19 protein-coding genes are annotated in these 20,627 nt (G+C 56.2%); 10 read left to right on the top strand and 9 right to left on the bottom strand.

Translation table 11 applies throughout. The features are described from left to right. Window positions 1-165 precede the first annotated feature (165 nt). The 6 genes from hemA to kdsA are packed head-to-tail and all read left to right on the top strand — an operon-like array spanning window position 166 to window position 5,515. Window positions 166-1,422 carry a glutamyl-tRNA reductase gene (gene hemA / locus PAGR_RS12595; protein ID WP_014605998.1) on the top strand — a complete coding sequence of 419 codons (1,257 nt, stop codon included), beginning with the start codon at window positions 166-168 and terminating at the stop codon, window positions 1,420-1,422. A gap of 42 nt (window positions 1,423-1,464) precedes the next feature. Beyond that, window positions 1,465-2,547: a peptide chain release factor 1 gene (prfA, locus tag PAGR_RS12590; RefSeq protein ID WP_013025524.1), complete on the top strand. Its 1,083-nt coding sequence runs from the start codon at window positions 1,465-1,467 to the stop codon at window positions 2,545-2,547. Continuing rightward, entirely contained in the window at window positions 2,547-3,389 is an 843-nt protein-coding gene (gene prmC / locus PAGR_RS12585) for a peptide chain release factor N(5)-glutamine methyltransferase (RefSeq protein WP_014605997.1), read from the top strand. The genes prfA and prmC overlap by 1 nt, the downstream gene beginning before the upstream one ends. Window positions 3,390-3,430: 41 nt before the next feature. Beyond that, a complete protein-coding gene (locus PAGR_RS12580) occupies window positions 3,431-3,829 on the top strand; it encodes a SirB2 family protein (RefSeq protein ID WP_013025526.1) in 399 nt (132 codons plus the stop codon). Further along, window positions 3,826-4,635, top strand: coding sequence for an invasion regulator SirB1 (sirB1, locus tag PAGR_RS12575; RefSeq protein ID WP_014605996.1), 810 nt, complete (start codon window positions 3,826-3,828; stop codon window positions 4,633-4,635). The genes PAGR_RS12580 and sirB1 overlap by 4 nt, the downstream gene beginning before the upstream one ends. A 25-nt stretch (window positions 4,636-4,660) precedes the next feature. Continuing rightward, the gene (gene kdsA / locus PAGR_RS12570) at window positions 4,661-5,515 is read left to right on the top strand and encodes a 3-deoxy-8-phosphooctulonate synthase (protein ID WP_013025528.1); all 855 of its coding nucleotides are present in this window, start codon (window positions 4,661-4,663) and stop codon (window positions 5,513-5,515) included. 65 nt (window positions 5,516-5,580) lie between these two features. On the opposite strand, the gene chaA is transcribed toward kdsA, so the two are convergent. Next, window positions 5,581-6,672: a sodium-potassium/proton antiporter ChaA gene (chaA, locus tag PAGR_RS12565; RefSeq protein ID WP_013025529.1), complete on the bottom strand. Its 1,092-nt coding sequence runs from the start codon at window positions 6,670-6,672 to the stop codon at window positions 5,581-5,583. Window positions 6,673-7,037: 365 nt separating this feature from the next. Here chaA and chaB point away from each other — a divergent pair, with 365 nt between their 5' ends. Both chaB and PAGR_RS12555 read left to right on the top strand, forming a co-directional pair. Further along, window positions 7,038-7,268: a putative cation transport regulator ChaB gene (gene chaB / locus PAGR_RS12560; RefSeq protein WP_014605995.1), complete on the top strand. Its 231-nt coding sequence runs from the start codon at window positions 7,038-7,040 to the stop codon at window positions 7,266-7,268. A 452-nt stretch (window positions 7,269-7,720) separates the two neighbouring features. Next, window positions 7,721-8,395 (top strand): gamma-glutamylcyclotransferase, encoded by a 675-nt coding sequence (locus PAGR_RS12555; protein WP_024472169.1) that lies wholly within the window; start codon window positions 7,721-7,723, stop codon window positions 8,393-8,395. 60 nt (window positions 8,396-8,455) lie between these two features. On the opposite strand, the gene PAGR_RS12550 is transcribed toward PAGR_RS12555, so the two are convergent. The 8 genes from PAGR_RS12550 to PAGR_RS12515 form a co-directional block, all read right to left on the bottom strand. Further along, entirely contained in the window at window positions 8,456-9,868 is a 1,413-nt protein-coding gene (locus tag PAGR_RS12550; protein WP_013025532.1) for a serine/threonine protein kinase, read from the bottom strand. A gap of 44 nt (window positions 9,869-9,912) precedes the next feature. Next, a complete protein-coding gene (locus tag PAGR_RS12545; protein ID WP_014605993.1) occupies window positions 9,913-10,860 on the bottom strand; it encodes a hypothetical protein in 948 nt (315 codons plus the stop codon). Window positions 10,861-10,873: 13 nt separating this feature from the next. Beyond that, complete coding sequence (locus tag PAGR_RS12540) at window positions 10,874-11,650, bottom strand: PP2C family protein-serine/threonine phosphatase (RefSeq protein ID WP_014605992.1); 777 nt, start codon at window positions 11,648-11,650, stop codon at window positions 10,874-10,876. Beyond that, the gene (gene tagH / locus PAGR_RS12535) at window positions 11,647-12,774 is read right to left on the bottom strand and encodes a type VI secretion system-associated FHA domain protein TagH (protein WP_013025535.1); all 1,128 of its coding nucleotides are present in this window, start codon (window positions 12,772-12,774) and stop codon (window positions 11,647-11,649) included. Before tagH ends, PAGR_RS12540 begins: the two co-directional genes overlap by 4 nt. 34 nt (window positions 12,775-12,808) lie before the next feature. Then, the gene (tagF, locus tag PAGR_RS12530; protein ID WP_014593563.1) at window positions 12,809-13,507 is read right to left on the bottom strand and encodes a type VI secretion system-associated protein TagF; all 699 of its coding nucleotides are present in this window, start codon (window positions 13,505-13,507) and stop codon (window positions 12,809-12,811) included. A gap of 13 nt (window positions 13,508-13,520) precedes the next feature. Continuing rightward, window positions 13,521-15,629 carry a type VI secretion system membrane subunit TssM gene (gene tssM, locus PAGR_RS12525; RefSeq protein ID WP_014605991.1) on the bottom strand — a complete coding sequence of 703 codons (2,109 nt, stop codon included), beginning with the start codon at window positions 15,627-15,629 and terminating at the stop codon, window positions 13,521-13,523. Continuing rightward, on the bottom strand, window positions 15,629-16,846 hold the full coding sequence (icmH, locus tag PAGR_RS12520) for a type IVB secretion system protein IcmH/DotU (RefSeq protein WP_014593565.1): 1,218 nt from the start codon (window positions 16,844-16,846) through the stop codon (window positions 15,629-15,631). The genes tssM and icmH overlap by 1 nt, the downstream gene beginning before the upstream one ends. 70 nt (window positions 16,847-16,916) lie before the next feature. Further along, entirely contained in the window at window positions 16,917-17,405 is a 489-nt protein-coding gene (locus tag PAGR_RS12515) for an SH3 domain-containing protein (protein ID WP_014605990.1), read from the bottom strand. Between the two features lie 487 nt (window positions 17,406-17,892). On the opposite strand from PAGR_RS12515, the gene PAGR_RS12510 reads away from it, so the two are divergent. Together PAGR_RS12510 and PAGR_RS12505 are read left to right on the top strand one after the other, a co-directional pair. Further along, window positions 17,893-19,116 (top strand): nitrate regulatory protein, encoded by a 1,224-nt coding sequence (locus PAGR_RS12510; RefSeq protein ID WP_014605989.1) that lies wholly within the window; start codon window positions 17,893-17,895, stop codon window positions 19,114-19,116. 257 nt (window positions 19,117-19,373) lie between these two features. Continuing rightward, window positions 19,374-20,624 carry a CmpA/NrtA family ABC transporter substrate-binding protein gene (locus PAGR_RS12505; protein ID WP_014593567.1) on the top strand — a complete coding sequence of 417 codons (1,251 nt, stop codon included), beginning with the start codon at window positions 19,374-19,376 and terminating at the stop codon, window positions 20,622-20,624. The last annotated feature ends 3 nt before the right edge of the window (window positions 20,625-20,627 follow it).

The following is a 20,627-nucleotide window of genomic DNA, read 5'->3' as shown; positions in this document are numbered from 1 at the left end:
CATCCGCGTTTTAACCGTCAATGCTCTTATACGGCAAAAACGCTATGATCGGCTTAATCTTATTACAGTCATAGCCTTTGTATGGCTTTTCTTGATCTGCTGCATCTTGTAGAATGCGCTTCACAAAACCCTGACATTTATTGGGATAACCCAACCTAAAACGCTATGACGCTGCTCGCACTCGGAATCAACCACAAAACTGCACCCATTGCTCTGCGCGAACGCGTTGCGTTCGGGCCGGAGTCGCTGGAGCAGGCCTTAAACAGCCTGTTATCCCAGCCTATGGTGCAGAGCGGCGTCGTGCTCTCTACCTGTAACCGAACCGAGCTGTACCTCAGTGTAGAGCAACAGGTCGATCTTCAGGAACGTCTGGTGCGCTGGCTGTGTGAATACCATCAGCTTGATGAAGCGGACGTGCGCAACAGTCTCTACTGGCATCAGGATAACGAGGCGGTTAGCCACCTGATGCGCGTGGCCAGCGGGCTGGACTCGTTGGTGTTGGGTGAACCCCAGATTCTGGGGCAGGTCAAAAAAGCCTTTGCCGACTCTCAGCGTGGTCATGCGCTGAGCAGCGAGCTGGAACGCATGTTCCAGAAAACCTTCTCGGTGGCCAAACGCGTTCGTACCGAAACCGATATTGGCGCCAATGCTGTCTCCGTGGCCTTTGCCGCCTGTACGCTGGCTCGTCAAATCTTCGAGTCGCTGTCCACGGTGAACGTGCTGCTGGTGGGTGCGGGAGAAACCATCGAACTGGTGGCCCGTCATCTCAGCGAGCATCAGGTGAAAAAGCTGATCATTGCGAACCGTACCCGTGAACGTGCGGAACTGCTGGCTAACGAAGTCGGTGCGGAAGTGATTAGCCTGGCCGATATTGATTCCCGCCTGGCCGATGCCGACATCGTGATTACCTCCACCTCCAGCCCGCTGCCGATCATCGGTAAAGGCATGATGGAGCGCGCGTTAAAAGCGCGTCGTAATCAGCCGATGCTGCTGGTGGATATTGCGGTTCCCCGCGATGTGGAGCCGGAAGTGGGCAAATTAGCCAACGCCTATCTTTACAGCGTTGACGATCTGCAGGCCATCATTGAGCAAAACCTTGCCCAGCGTAAAGCCGCTGCGGTGCAGGCCGAAAGCATTGTGGTGCAGGAATGCAGCGATTTTATGGCCTGGCTGCGTTCGCAAGGCGCGGTTAACTCCATTCGTGAGTACCGCTCGCAGGCAGACGATATTCGCGCTGAGCTGGAAGGCCGTGCGCTCCAGGCGCTGCAGCAGGGGGCAGATCCGCAGAAAGTCATGCAGGAACTGGCCCATAAGCTGACCAACCGTTTGATTCATGCTCCAACCAAATCTCTTCAGCAGGCCGCCCGCGACGGCGATAGCGAACGCCTGCAGATTTTACGCGACAGCCTGGGTCTCGATTAGGCACACTGCTGTCGTCATCTGTTACGGGAATCCCACAGTTAAATGAAAACCTCTATTGTTGCTAAACTGGAAGCGCTGCAGGAGCGCCACGAAGAAGTGGAAGCGATGCTGGGCGATGCCGGCGTGATTGCCGATCAGGACCGCTTTCGTGCTTTGTCGCGTGAATATGCTCAGTTGACCGATGTCACGCGCTGCTTCCGCGACTGGCAGCAGAACCAGGACGATATCGAAACCGCTAAAATGTTGCTCGACGATCCTGAGATGCGCGATATGGCGCAGGAAGAGCTTCTGGAAGCACGGGAAAAAAGTGAGTCTCTGGAGCAACAGCTGCAGCTGTTACTGCTGCCGAAAGATCCAGACGATGAGCGCGACTGCTTTGTGGAAGTGCGGGCCGGCACCGGCGGCGACGAAGCGGCAATTTTTGCCGGCGATCTGTTCCGGATGTATAGCCGTTACGCCGAGTCACGTCGCTGGCGCGTTGAAATCGTCAGCGCCAACGAGGGCGAACATGGCGGCTACAAAGAAGTGATCGCCCGCGTGATGGGTGAAGGCGCCTACGGCCGCTTTAAATTCGAATCAGGCGGCCATCGCGTTCAGCGTGTGCCAGAAACCGAATCCCAGGGACGCATCCACACTTCCGCCTGTACGGTGGCGGTGATGCCGGAACTGCCGGAGGCCGAGCTGCCGGAGATCAACCCGTCTGATTTAAAAATTGATACGTTCCGCTCCTCAGGGGCCGGTGGCCAGCACGTCAACACCACCGACTCTGCGATTCGTATTACCCACCTGCCAACCGGTATTGTGGTGGAGTGCCAGGACGAACGTTCTCAGCACAAAAACAAAGCCAAAGCCCTGTCCGTACTTGGCGCGCGTATCCATGCGGCCGAAATGGCAAAACGCCACGAAGCTGAGGCCAGTACGCGCCGCAACCTGCTGGGCAGCGGCGACCGTTCTGACCGTATTCGGACCTATAACTTCCCGCAGGGCCGCGTCACCGACCATCGTATCAACCTGACGATCTACCGTCTGGATGAAACCATGGAAGGCAAGCTGGACAGTCTGATTGAACCTATTGTGCAGGAATATCAGGCTGACCAACTGGCCGCGCTGGCCGGTCAGGATTGATGGATATCCGTCACTGGCTTAAACAGGCAGTCGCCACCTTGTGTGGGGGCGACAGTCCGAAACGAGACGCAGAGATTTTGCTGGGGTTTGTGACCGGCAAATCCCGCAGCTGGCTGGTGGCGTTTGATGAAACTCTCCTGACGGAAGCGCAGCTGCAACAGTTAGACGTGCTGCTGGCGCGTCGCGCCCGGGGCGAACCTGTTGCGCATCTGATCGGCGAGCGGGAGTTCTGGTCGCTGCCGCTGCAGGTGAACGACGCGACGCTGATCCCCCGTCCTGACACCGAAATACTGGTGGAGCAGGCGCTGGCGCATCTGCCTGAGTCACCCGCACGCGTCCTGGATATGGGCACCGGAAGCGGGGCGATAGCCCTGGCGATTGCCAGCGAACGTCCGGATTGCGACATCATCGGTGTCGATCGCATTCCAGCCGCGGTCGCGCTGGCTCAGCGCAACGCCGCGCATCTGGCCATACCTAACGCCACCTTCATACAAAGCCACTGGTTTGCGCAGATTGCGCCAGCCAGATTCGACCTGATTGTCAGTAATCCGCCGTATATCGACGCGAACGATCGCCACCTTAACGAGGGCGATGTGCGTTTTGAGCCACGCAGTGCGCTGGTGGCGGAAGAGGCGGGCCTGGCGGATTTACGGCTGCTGGTCGAGCAGGCGATAAACTGGTTACAGCCAGGCGGCTGGCTGCTGCTGGAGCATGGCTGGCAGCAGGACGAAGCCGTGCGCCACTTGATGCAGCAGCATCATTACCTGTCGGTGGCGACGGCGAATGATTATGGCGGTAACCCCCGGGTCACGTTTGGGCAGGCAGCCCCGCACCCGGCCTGAGCGCGCTATTGAAGAATACTCAAGAACAACATGGATGAACGATGTTTGCTTACTATCCGCTAATCAAGAATCTGCACCTGCTGACCGTGGCAGTAACTATTTTGCTGTTTTTGCTGCGATTTTACTGGCAGCGCACAGGCTCTGCGATGCTGCAACGCCGCTGGGTACGCATCCTGCCTCATGTCAATGACACGCTGTTGCTGCTGAGCGGTGCATCGCTGGTGATGATCACCCATTTCTATCCGTTTTCGCCTCAGGGAAGCTGGCTGACTGAGAAGCTGTTAGGCGTTATTATCTATATTGCCCTTGGGTCGGTTGCGTTAAGCCGCCGCCCACGTTCTGACCGCACCCGCTGGATCGCCTTTATCGTGGCATTGATTGCGCTGGTGACGATCATTAAGCTGGCACTGAGTAAAATGCCGTTACTGGGGATAGTATGAGCTCCACCGAACAACTCGATTACAGTGAGACACCGCTGTGTGAGGCAGTGATTGGTGCCACGATGGCCATCCGCACTGATTTCCCGGCGTTGTCGGTTGAAGAACAGTTAGCTGCGTTAGTGGCTGAAGCCCGTGACTACGTCAGTCATGAACAGGATGCCGATTTAAAGCTCGAAAAGCTGCTGGAGCTGTTTTACAAGCAGTGGAAATTTGGCGGTGCCAGCGGCGTCTATAACCTGTCAGATGCGCTCTGGCTGGATAAAGTGTTGAAAACCCGTCAGGGCACGGCGGTATCGCTGGGCGTGATCCTGCTGCATATCGCGGCTGAACTGGAATTACCCCTGATGCCGGTGATTTTTCCGACGCAGCTGATTCTGCGCGCCGACTGGCTCGACGGCGACAAGTGGCTGATAAATCCCTTTAACGGGGAAACCCTGGACACGCACACGCTGGAAGTGTGGCTGAAGGGCAATATCAGTCCGCTGGCGCGTCTGTATGATGACGATCTGGACGAAGCCAAAACCGAGAGCGTCATGCGCAAGATGCTGGATACGCTGAAAGCGGCCCTGATGGAAGAGAAGCAGATGGAGCTGGCCCTGAACGTCAGTCAGGTACTTCTGCGAATTGATCCGGACGATCCCTATGAAATTCGCGATCGTGGTTTAATTTACGCTCAGCTTGAGTGCGGACATATCGCGTTAAATGACTTAACCTACTTCGTTGAACAGTGTCCTGAAGACCCGGTCAGCGAGATGATCAAAGTTCAGATTCACGCAATCGAACAAAAACGCGTGACGCTGCATTAAGCGTCACCCCAGATAAGGAAAGGGCATGACACAGAAAGTCGTCAGTATCGGTGATATCAAGGTCGCAAACGATCTGCCATTTGTTCTCTTCGGCGGCATGAACGTGCTGGAATCTTACGATCTCGCCATGCGCATCTGCGAGCACTATGTAAAAGTGACCGACAAACTCGGCATTCCTTACGTGTTCAAAGCGTCTTTTGACAAAGCCAACCGTTCCTCAATTCACTCTTACCGTGGTCCCGGCCTGGAAGAGGGCATGAAGATTTTTCAGGCGCTGAAGCAGGCGTTTGGCGTGAAAATCATTACCGACGTTCACGAAGCATCCCAGGCCCAGCCGGTTGCCGACGTCGTGGATGTGATTCAGCTGCCGGCTTTCCTGGCGCGTCAGACCGATCTGGTCGAAGCAATGGCAAAAACCGGCGCGGTGATTAACGTCAAGAAGCCGCAGTTTGTCAGCCCCGGCCAGATGGGCAATATCGTGGATAAGTTTGCCGAAGGCGGCAATGACAAAGTCATTCTCTGCGATCGCGGCAGTAACTTCGGCTATGACAACCTGGTTGTGGATATGCTGGGTTTCAACGTGATGAAGAAGGTGACCAATAATTCTCCGGTCATTTTCGACGTGACGCACGCGCTGCAAACCCGCGATCCTTTTGGTGCCGCCTCGGGCGGGCGCCGTGCTCAGGTGGCAGAGCTGGCCCGTGCCGGTATGGCCGTGGGCATTGCGGGTCTGTTTATCGAAGCGCATCCGGAACCCAACAGTGCTAAGTGCGATGGCCCGTCGGCGTTGCCACTGGACAAGCTGGAGCCTTTCCTGGTGCAGATGAAAGCGATTGATGATTTGGTCAAAAGCTTCCCGGCGCTGGATACCAGCAACTAAGCCAGCGGCTGCCGATAAGAAAAAAGAGCGAATAGTCGCTCTTTTTTTTGTCTTGGATCAGCGGATTACAGCATTATCGTCATCAGGTAACCAATAAACAGTGCCAGATGGGCCGCGCCATTCAGTACGTTGGTCCTGCCGGTTGAGAAGCTGATCTGGCACAGAATCAGTGACGCAATCATAATCACCATCTGCGGCGGCTCCAGGCCAAAGATCAGTTCCTGTCCGGTCAGGGTGGCGATGATGGAGACGGCGGGCACCGTCAGTGAAATGGTCGCCAGCACCGAGCCAAAGAACAGGTTCATGGCGCGCTGAACCTGATTCATCAATACAGCCCTTATCGCGCCCAGCCCTTCCGGCGAAAGAATCAATAAGGCTACCAGGAAACCGGTGAACTGCTTAGGTGCGTTCATCTCGCTCAGCAAATGCTCCAGCGGGTTGGCATTCATCTTGGTTACGGCAATGACCGCAATCAGATGGATAATCAGCCAGATAGCGTGCCAGACGCTGCTGTGGGCAGAAGGCTTACCGTGATGGGGATCGCCATCATCGCTTTCATCTTCGTGCTCGTAGATAAACAGGCTCTGGTGCGTTTTAGTCTGAATCAACAAGAAAACGCCATACATTGCGGCAGAAATCGCAGCGATCAGCAGCGCCTGCGCCGTAGTGAAGTTTCCACCCGGCAGAGCATTCGGAAACACCAGAACCAGAATCGCCAACGGGAAAATGGCAATCAGATACTGTTTTACCCCAGCCAGATTCACATACTGAGTGGCAAATTTATTTCCACCCAGCAACAGCGCGAAGCCCACCAGACCGCCGGTCACAATCATGATGATGGAATAAAGCGTATCGCGCATCAGCGCCGGTGCCGCATCGCCGGTGGCCATCAGCGCCGAAATCAGGCTGACCTCGAGGATCACCACAGAAAGACTGAGAATCAGCGAGCCATAGGGTTCACCCAGACGGTGAGCCAGAACGTCCGCATGGCGCACGACGCTGAAGGCGCTGCTGAGGATCGCCAACAGCGCCAGTAAGTTAATACCGACCACAACAGGCAGTGAGGTTTGTGCGCTAAAAAAATAGAGTATGCCCAGGGCAATAAGGGGAAGTATTAGTGAAAACTCTTTGTGACGTGTTTTTTCATGTGAAGGCATTCACCATCCTCTCTGCTGAATAAAAGGGGTAATTCATTTACCCATCATTACATTGAAACTTATAGGTTACGCAGTTTAACTTTTCAATCACAATGAATGTGAAAATTTACCGCTTTTTACTTTCAGGCTTTTTTTGTTTGAAGGGCGAATAACTTTCGCTTATCGCACGTTTCCTCTGTGAAATCAGGCGGAAGAAGATGCAATTACCAGGGTTATCCTGGCATTTAGCCCCATAAAAGGTAGTGAAAGGGGGGCATTAACCTGCCATTGAAGAGAAAAATCGCGGAAGGCACAATAAAACCCGGTTTGCATTTATGGCCATCTGCGCCAGGCTTATTCATTCCCCTGTTAACTGAGGAGTGGCTATGCCCTACGATAAGCGAAGCGATCTTCCGGAGCCTGTTAAACGTGTTCTGCCTGCCCACGCGCAGGACATCTACCAGCAGGCTTTTAACCACGCATGGACAGAGTACAAAGACCCTGACGATCGCCGTGGGGATGAATCCCGTGAAGAGGTTGCACATAAGGTGGCCTGGGCAGCGGTAAAGCATGAATATCAAAAAGGGGATGATGATAAATGGCATCCTAAAAAATAACATCCGCTCAGCCGACGCGCTCACCCATCCCGCCCCGAACGGGATGCTGTGTTTCTGCTTCAACGCCTGCCCCAATAATGATGTCGCCTGCCAACGCGGGCGCGGCAGCCTCCGCCGTTGTCCCTCATGCGCCCAATCCGATATTAACGACCTGTCGCAGTTGTTTCGTATTTGTTATTAATAAAAAGCCGTTATTATCGTGTCCATAATCCGCGATAACGAGCTGTTACATCTCAGCATTTTTTTAAAATAAGATTTTGGTATGTAATTAACCTTTCTTTTAATACCGCAATATAAGTAGATTTTTACTTTCTACTCCGACTCTTGCTTGCAACTCATTGTGTTAATAATTAATGTCAGTTAAATGAACAGAGCGTGAACCAGTGAATGTTGAACGTCACAGAGCAGAGGAGCCACTTGCATAGGATGTGGTGAACGTTGAGGAGGTCGCATTGCTAACCCGGGAATTCTTATTAAAAGCAGATTGTAAAACGTCATTTGGTGATATCGAGGAAACACTCCTGTGGAGTTGTGAACAGCGTGCAGCATCGCTGGCAGCAACCCTGGCGTGTCGGCCCGATCACAGCCCGGTATGGATCTTCGGCTACGGTTCGCTGATGTGGAACCCGGTATTTGAGGCAGACGAGGTGGCATCGGCGTCACTGGACGGCTGGCATCGGGCATTCTGTTTACGCCTCACCGCAGGACGCGGCACGGCTGCACATCCGGGCCGCATGCTGGCGCTGAAAGAGGGCGGAATGACCCAAGGGCTGGCCTTTCGTCTGCCGGAAGCGCGCCTGCACGACGAGCTGGCGCTGCTGTGGAAGCGAGAAATGATTACCGGCTGCTACCTGCCGACCTGGTGTGAACTTTCACTGGAAGACGGCCGCCGCGTGACCGCGCTGGTGTTTATTATGGATCCGCGTCACCCGCTGTATGAGGATGACACCTGTCCGCAGGCCGTTGCGCCATTGATTGCCGCGGCTACCGGGCCGTTGGGGTCGAATGCCCAGTATTTGTTCTCGCTGGAAGCCGAGCTGACCCGGCGCGGGATGGAGGAGGAAGACCTGATCCGTCTGGCGCACCAGGTACGTGCGTTGCAACAAGACTGGCTGAAACAGGCCTGAGACAGTAAATCCTTGAGCAAAACGGGCAGCCAGGCTGCCCTTATCCTGTATTGCCGCGCACTAATTGGTGGGATTAATCAGCCAGGTGCCGGGTTTATCGATCACCAGTGACTGACTGCGCAGCCTGTTACCGGCGCGTACGTCAATGCGGTACTGCCCGGCGGCCAGGTTGAGCACCGCAAAACCGTTGCTGCTGGCACGTACTGCAACGGGCTGGCCGTTCAGTACCACCTGCTCGTCGTTGGTGAGCTTAAGGTAAACCATCGCCAGCCCGGCAGGCACCGTGCCCGTTACGGCGCCCGATGATGACGGGCCCTTATTGACGAGGGACGCCGCTGGCGCGCGCGAATTCTCAATCCAGACCACCACCGCAACCGCAATCAGCGCCACAGCGGCCAGTGCCACTAATCCTGGAGACAGACGACGGACGTTACGTCCGGTCACGGGTTCTGCCGCCGTGGCACCATGATTCATTGCTAACACGACCGGTGGCGCGGTATCGGCTGAGGCGGCCTCGCTGTTATTCTGCTCGTCGTTACGCTGTTGCAGGCTGTTCACCACCGCCTCAACGTCGCTAACCGGCAAATCAATTAACGCGGCAAACTCATCGATATTCTGCGGGCGATCGTGGGGCTTCATCATCAGCGCGCAGTCAATCGCGTGCAGCAGCGGCAGCGAGTAACCTGCCGGTTTGCGCGTGACCAGCGGCAGGTAGTTATCTTCAATGCAGCGCACCACGCTGACCGGCGGCGGGGCACCTGTAATCAGCGTATGTAATACGGCGCCCAGGGCATAAATATCCGTCCACGGCCCTTGTTCGCTTTCACCTTCTTCGCTGTACTGCTCAATCGGTGCAAACCCCGGCTTGAGCATGATTTCGGTTTCGTCGGACAGGTTGCCAATTTCTTTACGGGCGGAGCCAAAGTCGAGCAGGACCGGCAGCTGATTTTCCTGAATCTGGATGTTGTCCAGCGAGATATCGCGATGCAGATAGCCAGCCTGATGAATGGTGTTAATCGCCCCTAACAGCGGCGGCAGCAGGCGGCGAATCCAGGCTTCTGAAATCGCCTCATGGCTGGTGATCTGCCACTCTTTCAACGTCATGCCGTTGTAGTAGAGCGTTCCCATATAGGCGGTGCCGTTCTGTTCCCAGAAACGCAGAACGTGCAGCAGGCCGGGATGGTTAAAGCGCGCCAGCAGTCGGGCTTCCTGAATAAAACTGTTCAGACCGGCGTTAAACAGCTTTTGAAAGCGTTCACCGCGCAGCTCCAGCGATAAGTCTTGTGTTCTGACCGCCAGCGACACAGGCATGTACTCTTTGATCGCAATGGTGCGTTCAAGTTGATGATCCCATGCGCGATAGACAATGCCGAAACCGCCGCCGCCAATCACCTCTTTAATTTCGAACTCGTTAAAACGATATCCGTCAGGTAAGGCATTCGGTATTGTTTTCTGACTGTCATTAGCCGACATAATAGACTCTCTGAACGGGGCCTGCTTGTCAGGCTACGCGGTAATTAATTGATGTTACGCCATGCACCTGCGCCAGGATCGACCCGATCTGCGCGCAAGGCATCGACAAGTAACACATTCACTTTTTGCGACGACGTAAAACCGGTTGCCCAGCGGCTGCGCAGGGTGCTGATGCGCGAGGCCAGCGCGGTAGTATCCTGCTGTGTCGTCGCCTGATCGGCTTTGATCAATAAGGTTCCGTCAAAGCGCCACAGATGCTGCTGTTCATCAAAGGGCAATACAATCCAGCTGTCTGGCGCATCGGATCGGGCCAGAATCATACGCTGTTTATTCACATCCACAATTTGCAGGCGTTGGTCGGTGAGCGTCAGGTTGGCAAGGGGATAACCCTGGTAAAAACTGACCGCAACCGTCTGTGGCTGCGCGCCACCGCTCAGGGTTATTTCACTTTTGCCTTCCAGCCAGCCCTCAGATGAGCACTGCTGCTTACCTTTGTCGGGCACAAATATCGACAGTCCACGCTCGTCCCACGCGGTGCGGAAACGGCAGCCGTTCGGTAAAGCGAAATGCTGCAGCGGCGTGTTGTCTGCCGGACGCGACGGACTGGCTGCGCTGGCCCGTGGTGCCGGGGCGGCTGCATCGGTATTCACGATCATTCGCCAGTTCTGCAGCTTGCTGGCGCTGCCTGTCGCCAGCACCTTGCCCTCGCCGTTCATCATCTGCCAGGGCAAGACGTCCAGTTCGTTACACTGGTTGGCTAATAGCGTACCCACGCGCGGCAGAAAGGATTTTAAAATCGCTGAATCCTGGTCTTTGCCCGATACGATACGGATCGGTAGCGTTTCCTGGCACCAGTCATCAGGCGTTTTGCCCGCAACATTGTCAATGTACACTTCCAGTTCAAGACTGGGTGAATACACCACACGATAATTTTCCGCCTGCGCAGCAAAGGCCATAAACAACGTGGCTATAGCGGGCAACCACAATTTCATAGAGTTCCTTTAATCAATAGCCTGAGGGCAGAAAACGTGCTGAGTCAGCCAGCGTGTAGAGCAGGGTGGCATCCTGCGGCTCACCGATCCACACCGCCAGGGCGCTGAGGTTGTCTTTCTTTACGTCGCGGCTCACCGCCTGCGCCATTAACGTCAGCCACTCATCACAGTCATTGACCATGCGCAGAGCCTGTTCCATTTCCGTGGTGGTCAGATTCAGCCAGAAACCGTCGCTACAGACTAAAAACGCATCCCCATCTTCCAGCAAAATTTCGTCAGCGAAGGTCACGGGATGAGCGGGTTCTATGCCGAGCGCATTATAGAGTAAATTACTGTTAATTCCGGTATTTTCATAGCCCGCATCGCTCAACTTTTGCGCCAGGCTGTGGTCGCGGGTCACCTCATTCAGCACCCCGTGACGAAAGTGGTAAACCCTGCTGTCACCTGCGTGCGCCCACCATGCGCGCTGTCGGGTGCGGTCGATAAACAGGCCCGCAAGCGTGGTGCACATGGTGGAAAAATTCGGATTATTACCCTGGGCCATTTCAAGTATTGAACGGCACTTTTCCACCGCCTGATGCGTCACGACGGGGGTAACCTGCTCGCAATCCTGCAATTGTTCAATCAGCACATCGCATACCAGCTGTGCGGCCTGATCGCCGCCGGGCAGGCCAGCCACGCCGTCACACACGACAAAGCAGGCTTTGCGCGCATCCAGTATCACACCGGTTCGATCCTGATTCTCATCGCGCAGCCCCTGCTGACAATGACTGGCAAAGGCAATATTCATGCGTCGTCCGTGCGCGTCTGGGAGTCTTTATACTGATTGACCTCCATGTCGTAGGCATGCAGGAAGGCTTCCCCAAAGAGCGTATGAAAATCGTCTTCGATCTCGCCGGCGGTGCGCTGGTAGCGACGAGTAAAATAGTCCCACAGGGCGGCTTTCTTAAAGGACGAGAACGGGGTTTTGGATACGGCACCGTCAGCGCGCGCCTGCTCCTCCAGTCCCTGAGGATTAAACGACTGCAGCATCGCGGCGATAATCGCGCGGATCCCGGCAATCATGCCCAGCTGGTGCGCCTGCAGATCGACCAGCGCATCGCGCACGGCCTGCTCGGGCTGCATAAAACCCGGCATCTGGCTCTGGTACATCTGCATCAGAACCGTTTTGCCTGAAGGCAGGATTTTGAACGGATTATTTGCCTCGTTCAGGATCATCGTCATTTCGGCTTTCACGCCACGTTTCAGAATGGAACGTGATGACAGCAGGGCAACCGTCCCCTGCGAGAACAGGCTCAACATTCTGCCCGTGGTGCGCATTTGCTCTTCGCTGATAGCCGTATTATGGCCGTTATTAAGGCCCATGCCGTCGAGCAGGGCCGCCACCAGTTTGTCCTGCTCCACTCCAGCGGCGAAGGGTACGTGAAAAGTTTCGCTGGTCTGAGGATCAATGGCCAGCCTCGCGTCGCCGCGCCGTTCAGGCCGCTTCACGACAGGCTCTTCCACCACTTCCTCTACGTCGGCATGGTCGGGAATATCCAGCGGATTCGTTCGCGTCGCAGCGTCGGTAAAAAACGCCAGGGGATCGCTGTTTACGCCGTGAACTGCCGGATCGCGCACGTCGATGGCGTAGTCACCAATGCGCAGGGCGTCGCCGTGCTTCAGGCGCACCTGCACGCCACGCTTCAGCGCCACACCGTTATGTTCAACAGGCGTGACGCTGCCCTGATTGGTCAGACGGCATTCGCCTTCGCCTGACAGGTGCACCAGCGCCTGCAGGCGGGAAATAGAACGGGCTTCATCCGGTAGCACCAGGTCGTTATCCTGGCTGCGGCCAATCGTGCCGCCCGGGGGATGAAAGGTGACGGTTTTCACCGGAACATCAGACGTGCATTGAACGATGGTAAATTGCATGAGTTATCCCGTCAGTGAGGACAGTAGCAACGCCTCACTCAAACATCGGTGGATAGAGGCCATTGCGACCCGGCTGTGCACCTGCCGCCGGATTAAACAGTAATGAGAACAGTTCGGGGGTGAGGTTGCCGCTATGCTTGTGCGTGGCATGAACGAAACCGTCACTGCGATTGCTCCACCAGTAACTAATATGTTGCTGAGGGTCGAAACGTTCAGCGACGTCCTGCCAGCTCAGGGTGCAAGGTAAATCCTGGAAACCGATTACATCCATGATATCGGAGTGCTGCTGTACCGGGATCATCAGCGGCGTCATGGTCTGGATCGCCTGTTCCAGCTGTGCCGGACTCTGCTGCTGCGTCACGGCGTTCAACAGTGTCGCGCCCAGATCCCGATACCAGTCGCCCGAAATCGTTAACTGTGCCGGATGCCACTGGGCCAGGGGGAAACTCAGCAGCGCCAGCAGTGGCCAGGCACGGCCTACCCGATCGCAGGAGGGCAGCAGGCAACCCATTTGCACCTGATTGCGTATTGGGGTGATCGGTAACACAAAATTCCAGACCGGGGCGCGCAGGAAGTCGGCGCTCACCGCATCATCCTGATGATGCCAGTGCACCAGACCTTGCTGAAACCAGTGGTTCCAGGGCGCAATCAGCTGCTCGGTTAACCGATGATGCAAAAAGTCCCCCGTGGAGGGTAATTTACCGTACCAGCCAGGGGCCAGAGAGACAGGCATGTTCACCTCGCTATTATGGGTTATGCGTCGTCAGGCGCTGAGCTTTGCGCGGCGCAGTGGCCAGCAGGGTACTGTCGCGACCCGCATTATTTAAGTTATCAGCCAGCTTGCGCATCATCAGCGCATTGTCGCGCGCGTAGGGTGACGACTGAATTTGCTGATCGAGCAGCTGACTCAGGTGCCAGTCCAGCTGCTGCAAATCCCGGGCGCTGACCTTCTCCGGTAACGAATGCTGCAGATTCTGCAGCAGCCAGGCGCGGAGGAATTCCCCATCATAATTTCTCGGCTGATACAGCATCTGATAAGCACGCAGCGCATTTCGGCTGTACTCGTTATCATCACCCGGGTCATTACGCAGCAGGTTGGTGATCTGTTGCGCCACGCGGGGCAGCAATAAAGACTTAAGCGCATTTTGATAAAGCGCCCAGGCCGCATCGCTGACCTGGTTTCCACGATATAAACCGGCTCGCATAGTAAGCGGCGGATTATCGAGAGAAAACTGGTCGGACACGGGTAACTTCACCAGGTTATTCAGAAAGGGTAGCAGATCAAAAATATTATCAGCGGGCTGATGTATCACCTGCTGACTTTGTTGTGAGATAACCGGCAATCGCGCCGTAACCTGCTGCAGATAGTGTTGGTTCTGATAGTAACTCGTCAGCCATAAGCCGCTCATGATCACCAGCGCGCCGGCCAGCATGCCGTAGCCAATCCAGTGCAGCAGCTGATTGCGGTACTCCCAGCGACGGTTGCTGCCCGCCAGACCACTCTCCCTGAACACCAGATTGCTCAGCATATCGCGAATAAAAAAGCTCTGGCCTTTATTTCCGGGAATCGGGCTGCTGCGGTTCACGCGGTCCCAGGCGGCAATCGAATGGGAACCGGCCTGGCGCAGTTGCAGTTTGCGGCTGAGCTCACCCATCACCCTGTCGAAAGGTAAGCCCTCCTGGGTGCCACTGGTAAAGAACAGCCCGCGCGGATTCCAGGCGACGGTTTCAGCGCGGGGTGAAAAAACAATATCCAGGTATTCGCTGAGCAGCGGGCGCAGAGACGAGAACTCCTGAGGAAACAGGAAACACTCTGCCCGCTCATTGAGATCGCGCTCGTGGGTCATCTGATCGGCCAGCTGTAGCTGCAGCTTCTGCTCTAACTGGGTAAACTGCAGGTCAAAGTGCGGATGCCAGTCCTGCTTATTGGGTTTACCGGCATCCCAGGGAAAGGTGAATCCCCAGATGGCATCGCGTCGGGCTTTATCCAGCGAGCCGTGATAGCTCATAAAGCCTTTCAGTAGGTCGGTCTTGGTCACCATGATATACACGGGAAAGTGAATACCGGTGTGCTGATGCAGTTCGTTCAGGCGGTCGCGCAGGGCGTTAGCCTGCTCAAAACGCGCCTCGGCCGAGTCGCTCAGCAAATCTGCGACGCTGATGCTCATGATAACGCCATTGATCGGCTGTCGGGCACGATAGCGCTTCAGCAGATTAATAAAGCTCTGCCACTCGCTGGCATCACGGGCGCGTTGACTCTCCTGTAACGCATAACGTCCGGCTGTGTCGATCAATACCGCACTGTCGGTAAACCACCAGTCGCAGTTGCGTGTTCCGCCGACGCCGCGCACGGCCTCGTTACCAAAAGTATCGGTAAGGGGAAACTTCAGTCCGGCGTTCAGCAACGCGGTGGTTTTACCGGCACCCGGCGCGCCAATCATCAGGTACCAGGGAAGCTGGTAAAGATAATTCGCGTTGATGCGTGCCCACAGGCTGCCCTGACGCCGGCCAAAATGGGTGCGTTTCAGGCGCATGGCCGCTTCGCTAAAACGCTGACTCAGCAGGGCTTCCGTCGCCTGACGCTCGGCGGGATCGTCGCTTTCAACCACCTGCAGCCGATCCAGCAGACGACTGTTATACCAGGCACGATAAACCGCAGGGATTAACTGAAGCACAATCCAAAGCAGATAAAGCGTGCTCACGGCGATTTCGCGGTGCAGGGCGGGTTCAAGCGGACGGGTTTCATTCCAGGTGATAAGCGGCCCCAGCATCCACAACAGGCAACTCAGTGCCGTTACACCGATAAAGCTCCACAGCAGTCGATGCGTTAAAAATAAGCGAAAAGAAGCGCGCATCAGTGTGTTCCTTGGTGAGTGCTCAGTGTTTCAGGTGCAGCGAACAGCGTAATTTCAACACGGCGGTTGCGGGTTCGGTTCTCGCTGCTGTCGTTCGGCAGCAGGGGATCGCTGTCACCGCGTCCTTCAGAGCGGATAACGTGGGTGTCAGCGAGCTGCACCTGCAGCAGTTGGCTGACGGAACGCGCCCGGGCAAAAGAAAATTCGTAGCTGGAGGCAAAGCGGCTGCCGTCCACGGGCTTGTCGTCGGTAAACACCGACACCAGAATCGTGCCCTTCACATCTTTCATCGCGCTGGAAACCCGCGCCAGGATGGCCCGTCCTACCGGGTTGATGACCGTTCCCTGCTCGGCAAACAGCTTGTCAGCAGGAATAATCACCTTGCTGCCAAACGCGCCATCACTGACCTCCAGCTGACCGGCGGCGATCACGTCGTTGAGCCGCTGGCGTAAATCCAGCAGGGCCTGCGGCGAGGAGGGGCGGCGATTTACCGTGATTTGCGGCAGCGGCATGTTGTAGAGGCTGCGCAGCAGCGGTTCGGCCGCATTGCCTAGTCGCCAGTTCAGCCCGCTGTAAATCAGACAGCCGATCAGGGCGACGAGCATCGCACAGGCCCAGAGCGGCACCATCGGCCGCGCGAGCGTGCTGACCAGCGGATGCACCTGCACCAGCGGGGCGGAATCGGTACTTTGCTGAGCGCGGGTTTCATCAATCAGGGCCTTGAGTCGTGCCCGCAGGCTGTCGCACTGCGCCCGGCCTTTTTCACTGCCCCGATAACGACCTTCATAACCCAGTAACAGACAGTAATGGATGATTTCCAGCAGCCAGAGATGTTGCTGAGGGCTTTGCGAGATGCGAGACAGCAGCTGAAAGAATTTTTCACCGCCCCAGCTTTCATTGTGAAAGGTGACCAGCATGCCGTTACCGGACCAGACGCCGCGCGTGCCCCAGGGCGTTTGCGCGGCCGCCTCATCCAGCGCGCTACAGACGCAGTAACGTGCGCCAATGATCATTTCAAACGGCAAACCCGCCTGCTTGCAGCGCTGTTCAAAGACGCGCACTTCATCAATCAGTGACTGACGTAAACCCGCAGGATCGTCGTGCGTGGCGGCCTGACGAATCTGCACCACCGCATTCAGCAGTGGCGCGGCCGCTTTAAGCAAAAGATTTTCGGTACCCGAGGTCGTGACCTCTCGCGGTGAGGATTCCACGCTCATTACTGTGTGTTCTTCCCGCGACAGATAGCGTTTCTGGCAACGTGACCAGCACGGCAGGTAGTTAATTTCATTAGTTCAGAATCCAGGTCGCCGTCGCGGTATTACGACAGGCTTTGCTGTCGCCTCCGACGTCAACGCACACTTGTTTAGTTTTTCGCGGACGCGGACGGTCATTGCGTAACGTGTCATCATAACGATGACGTTCTACGCCCGCCTTCAGCGGCACGTAACCGGTTAACATGCCATCCGGCTTATCAGCAATGGCCAGCCAGTGGTTCTCAACGCTGCCAAGAACCTCAAAAGACTTGCCCGCCTCCAGGTAACGAACAACCTTGCCGCCGTAATCGGGTTGGGTCATCACCGACGCCTTGTACAGGGCGCGCCAGGTTTGATTTATGGGCGTAAAGGTTGTTGGTGCCGCCACGGCATGACGGTGTACCAGTTTCACACCGTTCACATCACTGGTGACCAGGGTGTCATCATTCACCGCAGGCGGTGGCGTTTTACAGCCGGACAATAAAAGTCCCGCTAACAGGATAAACGCTAAATTTTTTTTCACCTTTTTCCTCACGATATTATCAATATACCTGCATGTTGTTTATCAGAACACGGCTGTTCACCTTCACTGGGGAGGAAGCGCAGTCGGGTAGGTAAGCCGTTAAGATAATGCGGTAAATGACATTTATCCTGTACAGCGCTCAGTCTACCTAAGACTTTTGAGAATTCAAACCATTGCACCCAATGATATAGCATGGTAAAGCGCGTTCATCACCTTCTTATCACACCGCGTTGTCGTGTCGGTTTCACCTTGTCGCGCACAGGGCAAAGCAGACATGCCGAGGCCAGCCAGACACGTCGGGCTGGATAGTGGCACAGTCAGATGACAGGCAAAAAAAAGCCTAAGCGCCAATAACAATTTAACAGCACGCATTGCCTGGACTGCGATCCTGGCGGTCATTGTTCAGGCACCCTCATCCTTATGGCCCTGCGATCGGAAGCGGCACGGCTTTTGCTTGACTCCTTTTTTGCATTCAGAGGGTTGAGCAATGGATGACGCACTGAGCTGGTTGCAGGCCTCACGGCAAAGCGATATTGCCAGTCTGGAGCGACTTCGGCAGACCGGTAAATTAATTACTACGGTCAGCGAGCTGGTTCATCAGCTGCAGCGCGAACGGGGGGCCAGCAACCTGTGGATCTGTTCGCAAGGGCGGCTATATGGCGAGGAGCGCAGTGCAAGTGAGCAGGATGTCAGCCGGAGCCAGCTTGCGTTCAGCCGGGCATTACCCAGAGCGGAGGCTCAACCCGGATACAGCCGCTTTTGCAACCTGATCGCGACAGCGTTACAGGCACTGGCAGACTTGCCGGTTCTGCGCCAGAAGATCGCCCGTCAGGACGTCACACATGCGCAGGCGATGGCGGCGTTCAATGCGATTATTCGTAGCCTGCTTAATCTGGTGTTTGAAGCGGCCGACACCGCCAGCCATCCGGAAATTACCCGGGCACTTATCGCCCTGTTCAGCTTTATGCAGGGCAAAGAGCTGACGGGACAGGAGCGGGCCCAGGGCGCGGCCGGATTTGCGGCCGGGGAGTTTACGGCCGAACAGCGCAGCACGATGGTGGCGCTTATTGAGGCGCAGGAACAGAGCTTTAATACCTTTCAGCAGTTTGCCGATGAGACCGTGCTGCGCAACTGGCAGCCGCTGGCGCAGCCCAGCCGGGAAATTGAGCGGCTGAGGCGCATCGCCTGTACCGACGGCAGGCGCGACGACAGCGGGGCGCTGCACTGGTTCTCGCTGCTATCTGAGCGCATCGATCAAATGAAGTCGCTGGAGGACCAACTGTCTGCTGTGCTGATGGCGCACTGCCGGGACGCTATCGCCCTGGCGCAGCATCAGGCTGGCGCGCCCCTGAGCGTGGCGCCGTCAGGCTGTGACTTCACGCTCTATGTGTCTGGCGCAGACTGGCTGGCTACCCGGCCCACCGCGCTTAACAGCGAAGGCCTCGCCCCACAACTGGGGCGATCGTTACTGTCGTTGATTGGTGAGCAGTCTCAGCATCTGCAGCGCCAGGCCAATGAGCTGGCCGCCATGCGCGCCACGCTCGAAGAGCGCAAGCTGCTCGATCAGGCTAAAAACTGGCTGATGCAGCAGCATGGCCTGAGCGAAGAAAAGGCCTGGCAGACGCTGCGCAAAAGCGCGATGGATCAAAACAAACGGCTACCGGAAATCGCCCAGGCGATTGTGACGGTCGCGGCCACAGTGAAGCGCTAACCCGAAAGGGTTAGCTGCACAACGCTTGTGCGTGACCTGCGTCACCAACGTGCAAAAACGATTAAAAATCCGCCACCTCTCGCCGCGCAGGGCAGACGCGACGGCAAATAATTCTGGCACGCGGTTTGCTTTACCTTAAAGAGTGTACGTATTTGCTTTGCCAACGGCGGTAGAGCGAGTGCTTTGGATAAAGGCGTCCGTCCCCTTGCGAGAGCAGTGGGGAGGACGCCTTTTTTTATTTCTTCAGGGTGGTAAAGATGAGCAAATCGCCAGTTTCACTCTCTCGTCGTCAACTGCTGTTATCCGGCGCCGCCGTCGGTGGACTCTGGCTGCTGCCGGGATTGCGCAACGCGGTATGGGCGGCAGGTTCCGACGCGCCAGAAAAACCGACCGTGCGCGTCGGCTTTATTCCACTGACCGACTGCGCGCCGGTGGTTATGGCCTCGGTAAAGGGGTTTGACAAGAAATACGGCCTGACGCTGCAGGCCAGTAAAGAAGCGAGTTGGGCGGCGGTACGCGATAAACTCACCTCGGGTGAACTGGATGCAGCACACGTACTTTACAGCCTGATCTATGGCCTTCAACTGGGCGTCGCCGGTCCTCAGCACGATATGGCGAACCTGATGACGTTAAACAACAACGGTCAGGCCATCTCACTGTCAAACCAGCTCAAGGCGCAGAAGGTGACCGATGGCGCCAGCCTGAAAAAGGCTATCGACAGCCAGGCGAAGGGCAGCATGACCTTCGCGCATACCTTTCCGACCAGCACCCATGCCATGTGGCTCTATTACTGGCTGGCTAACGCTGGTATCAACCCGTTTGAGGACGTGCGCACCGTCGTGGTTCCGCCACCGCAAATGGTGATGAATATGAAGATTGGTAACATGAGCGGCTTCTGCGTGGGAGAGCCGTGGAACCAGCGGGCGATCAGCGACAATATTGGTTTCACCGCCGCCACCAGCCAGCAGATTTGGCCGGATCATCCGGAAAAAATTCTGGGCACCCGCGCAGAATGGGTCAAAGAGAACCCGAATACGGCCCGCGCGCTCACGTCTGCGGTGCTGGAAGCCGCGCGCTGGATCGATGCGTCAGACGATAACCGACGTGAAACGGCGCAGGTACTGTCCGGACGCGCCTGGATCAACACCAAACCCGAGACGCTGGAAGGGCGCATGCTGGGCCAGTACGAAAACGGACTGGGTCAAAAATGGCAGGATCCCCATGCGATGCGTTTCTTTCACGACGGCAGCGTCAGCTTCCCTTATCTCTCCGATGGCATGTGGTTCCTGACCCAGCTTAAGCGTTGGGGCATGCTCACCAGCGATCCCGATTATCTGGCAGTCGCCAGGCAGATTAACCGTATTGATATCTACAAACAGGCTGCCAGCGCGGTCGGCAACGTCACGCTGCCCGGCAGCGACATGCGCAGCAGCACTTTACTGGACGGCAAAGTATGGGATGGCACCGATCCCGCCGCCTACGCCGCCAGCTTCGCGATCAAACGTTAAGAG

Source organism: Pantoea ananatis PA13, from assembly GCF_000233595.1.
GTDB classification, from domain to species: Bacteria; Pseudomonadota; Gammaproteobacteria; order Enterobacterales; family Enterobacteriaceae; genus Pantoea; species Pantoea ananatis.
The sequence above is the reverse complement of the archived record's forward strand: the minus strand, read 5'-3'. Positions and strand labels throughout refer to the sequence as shown.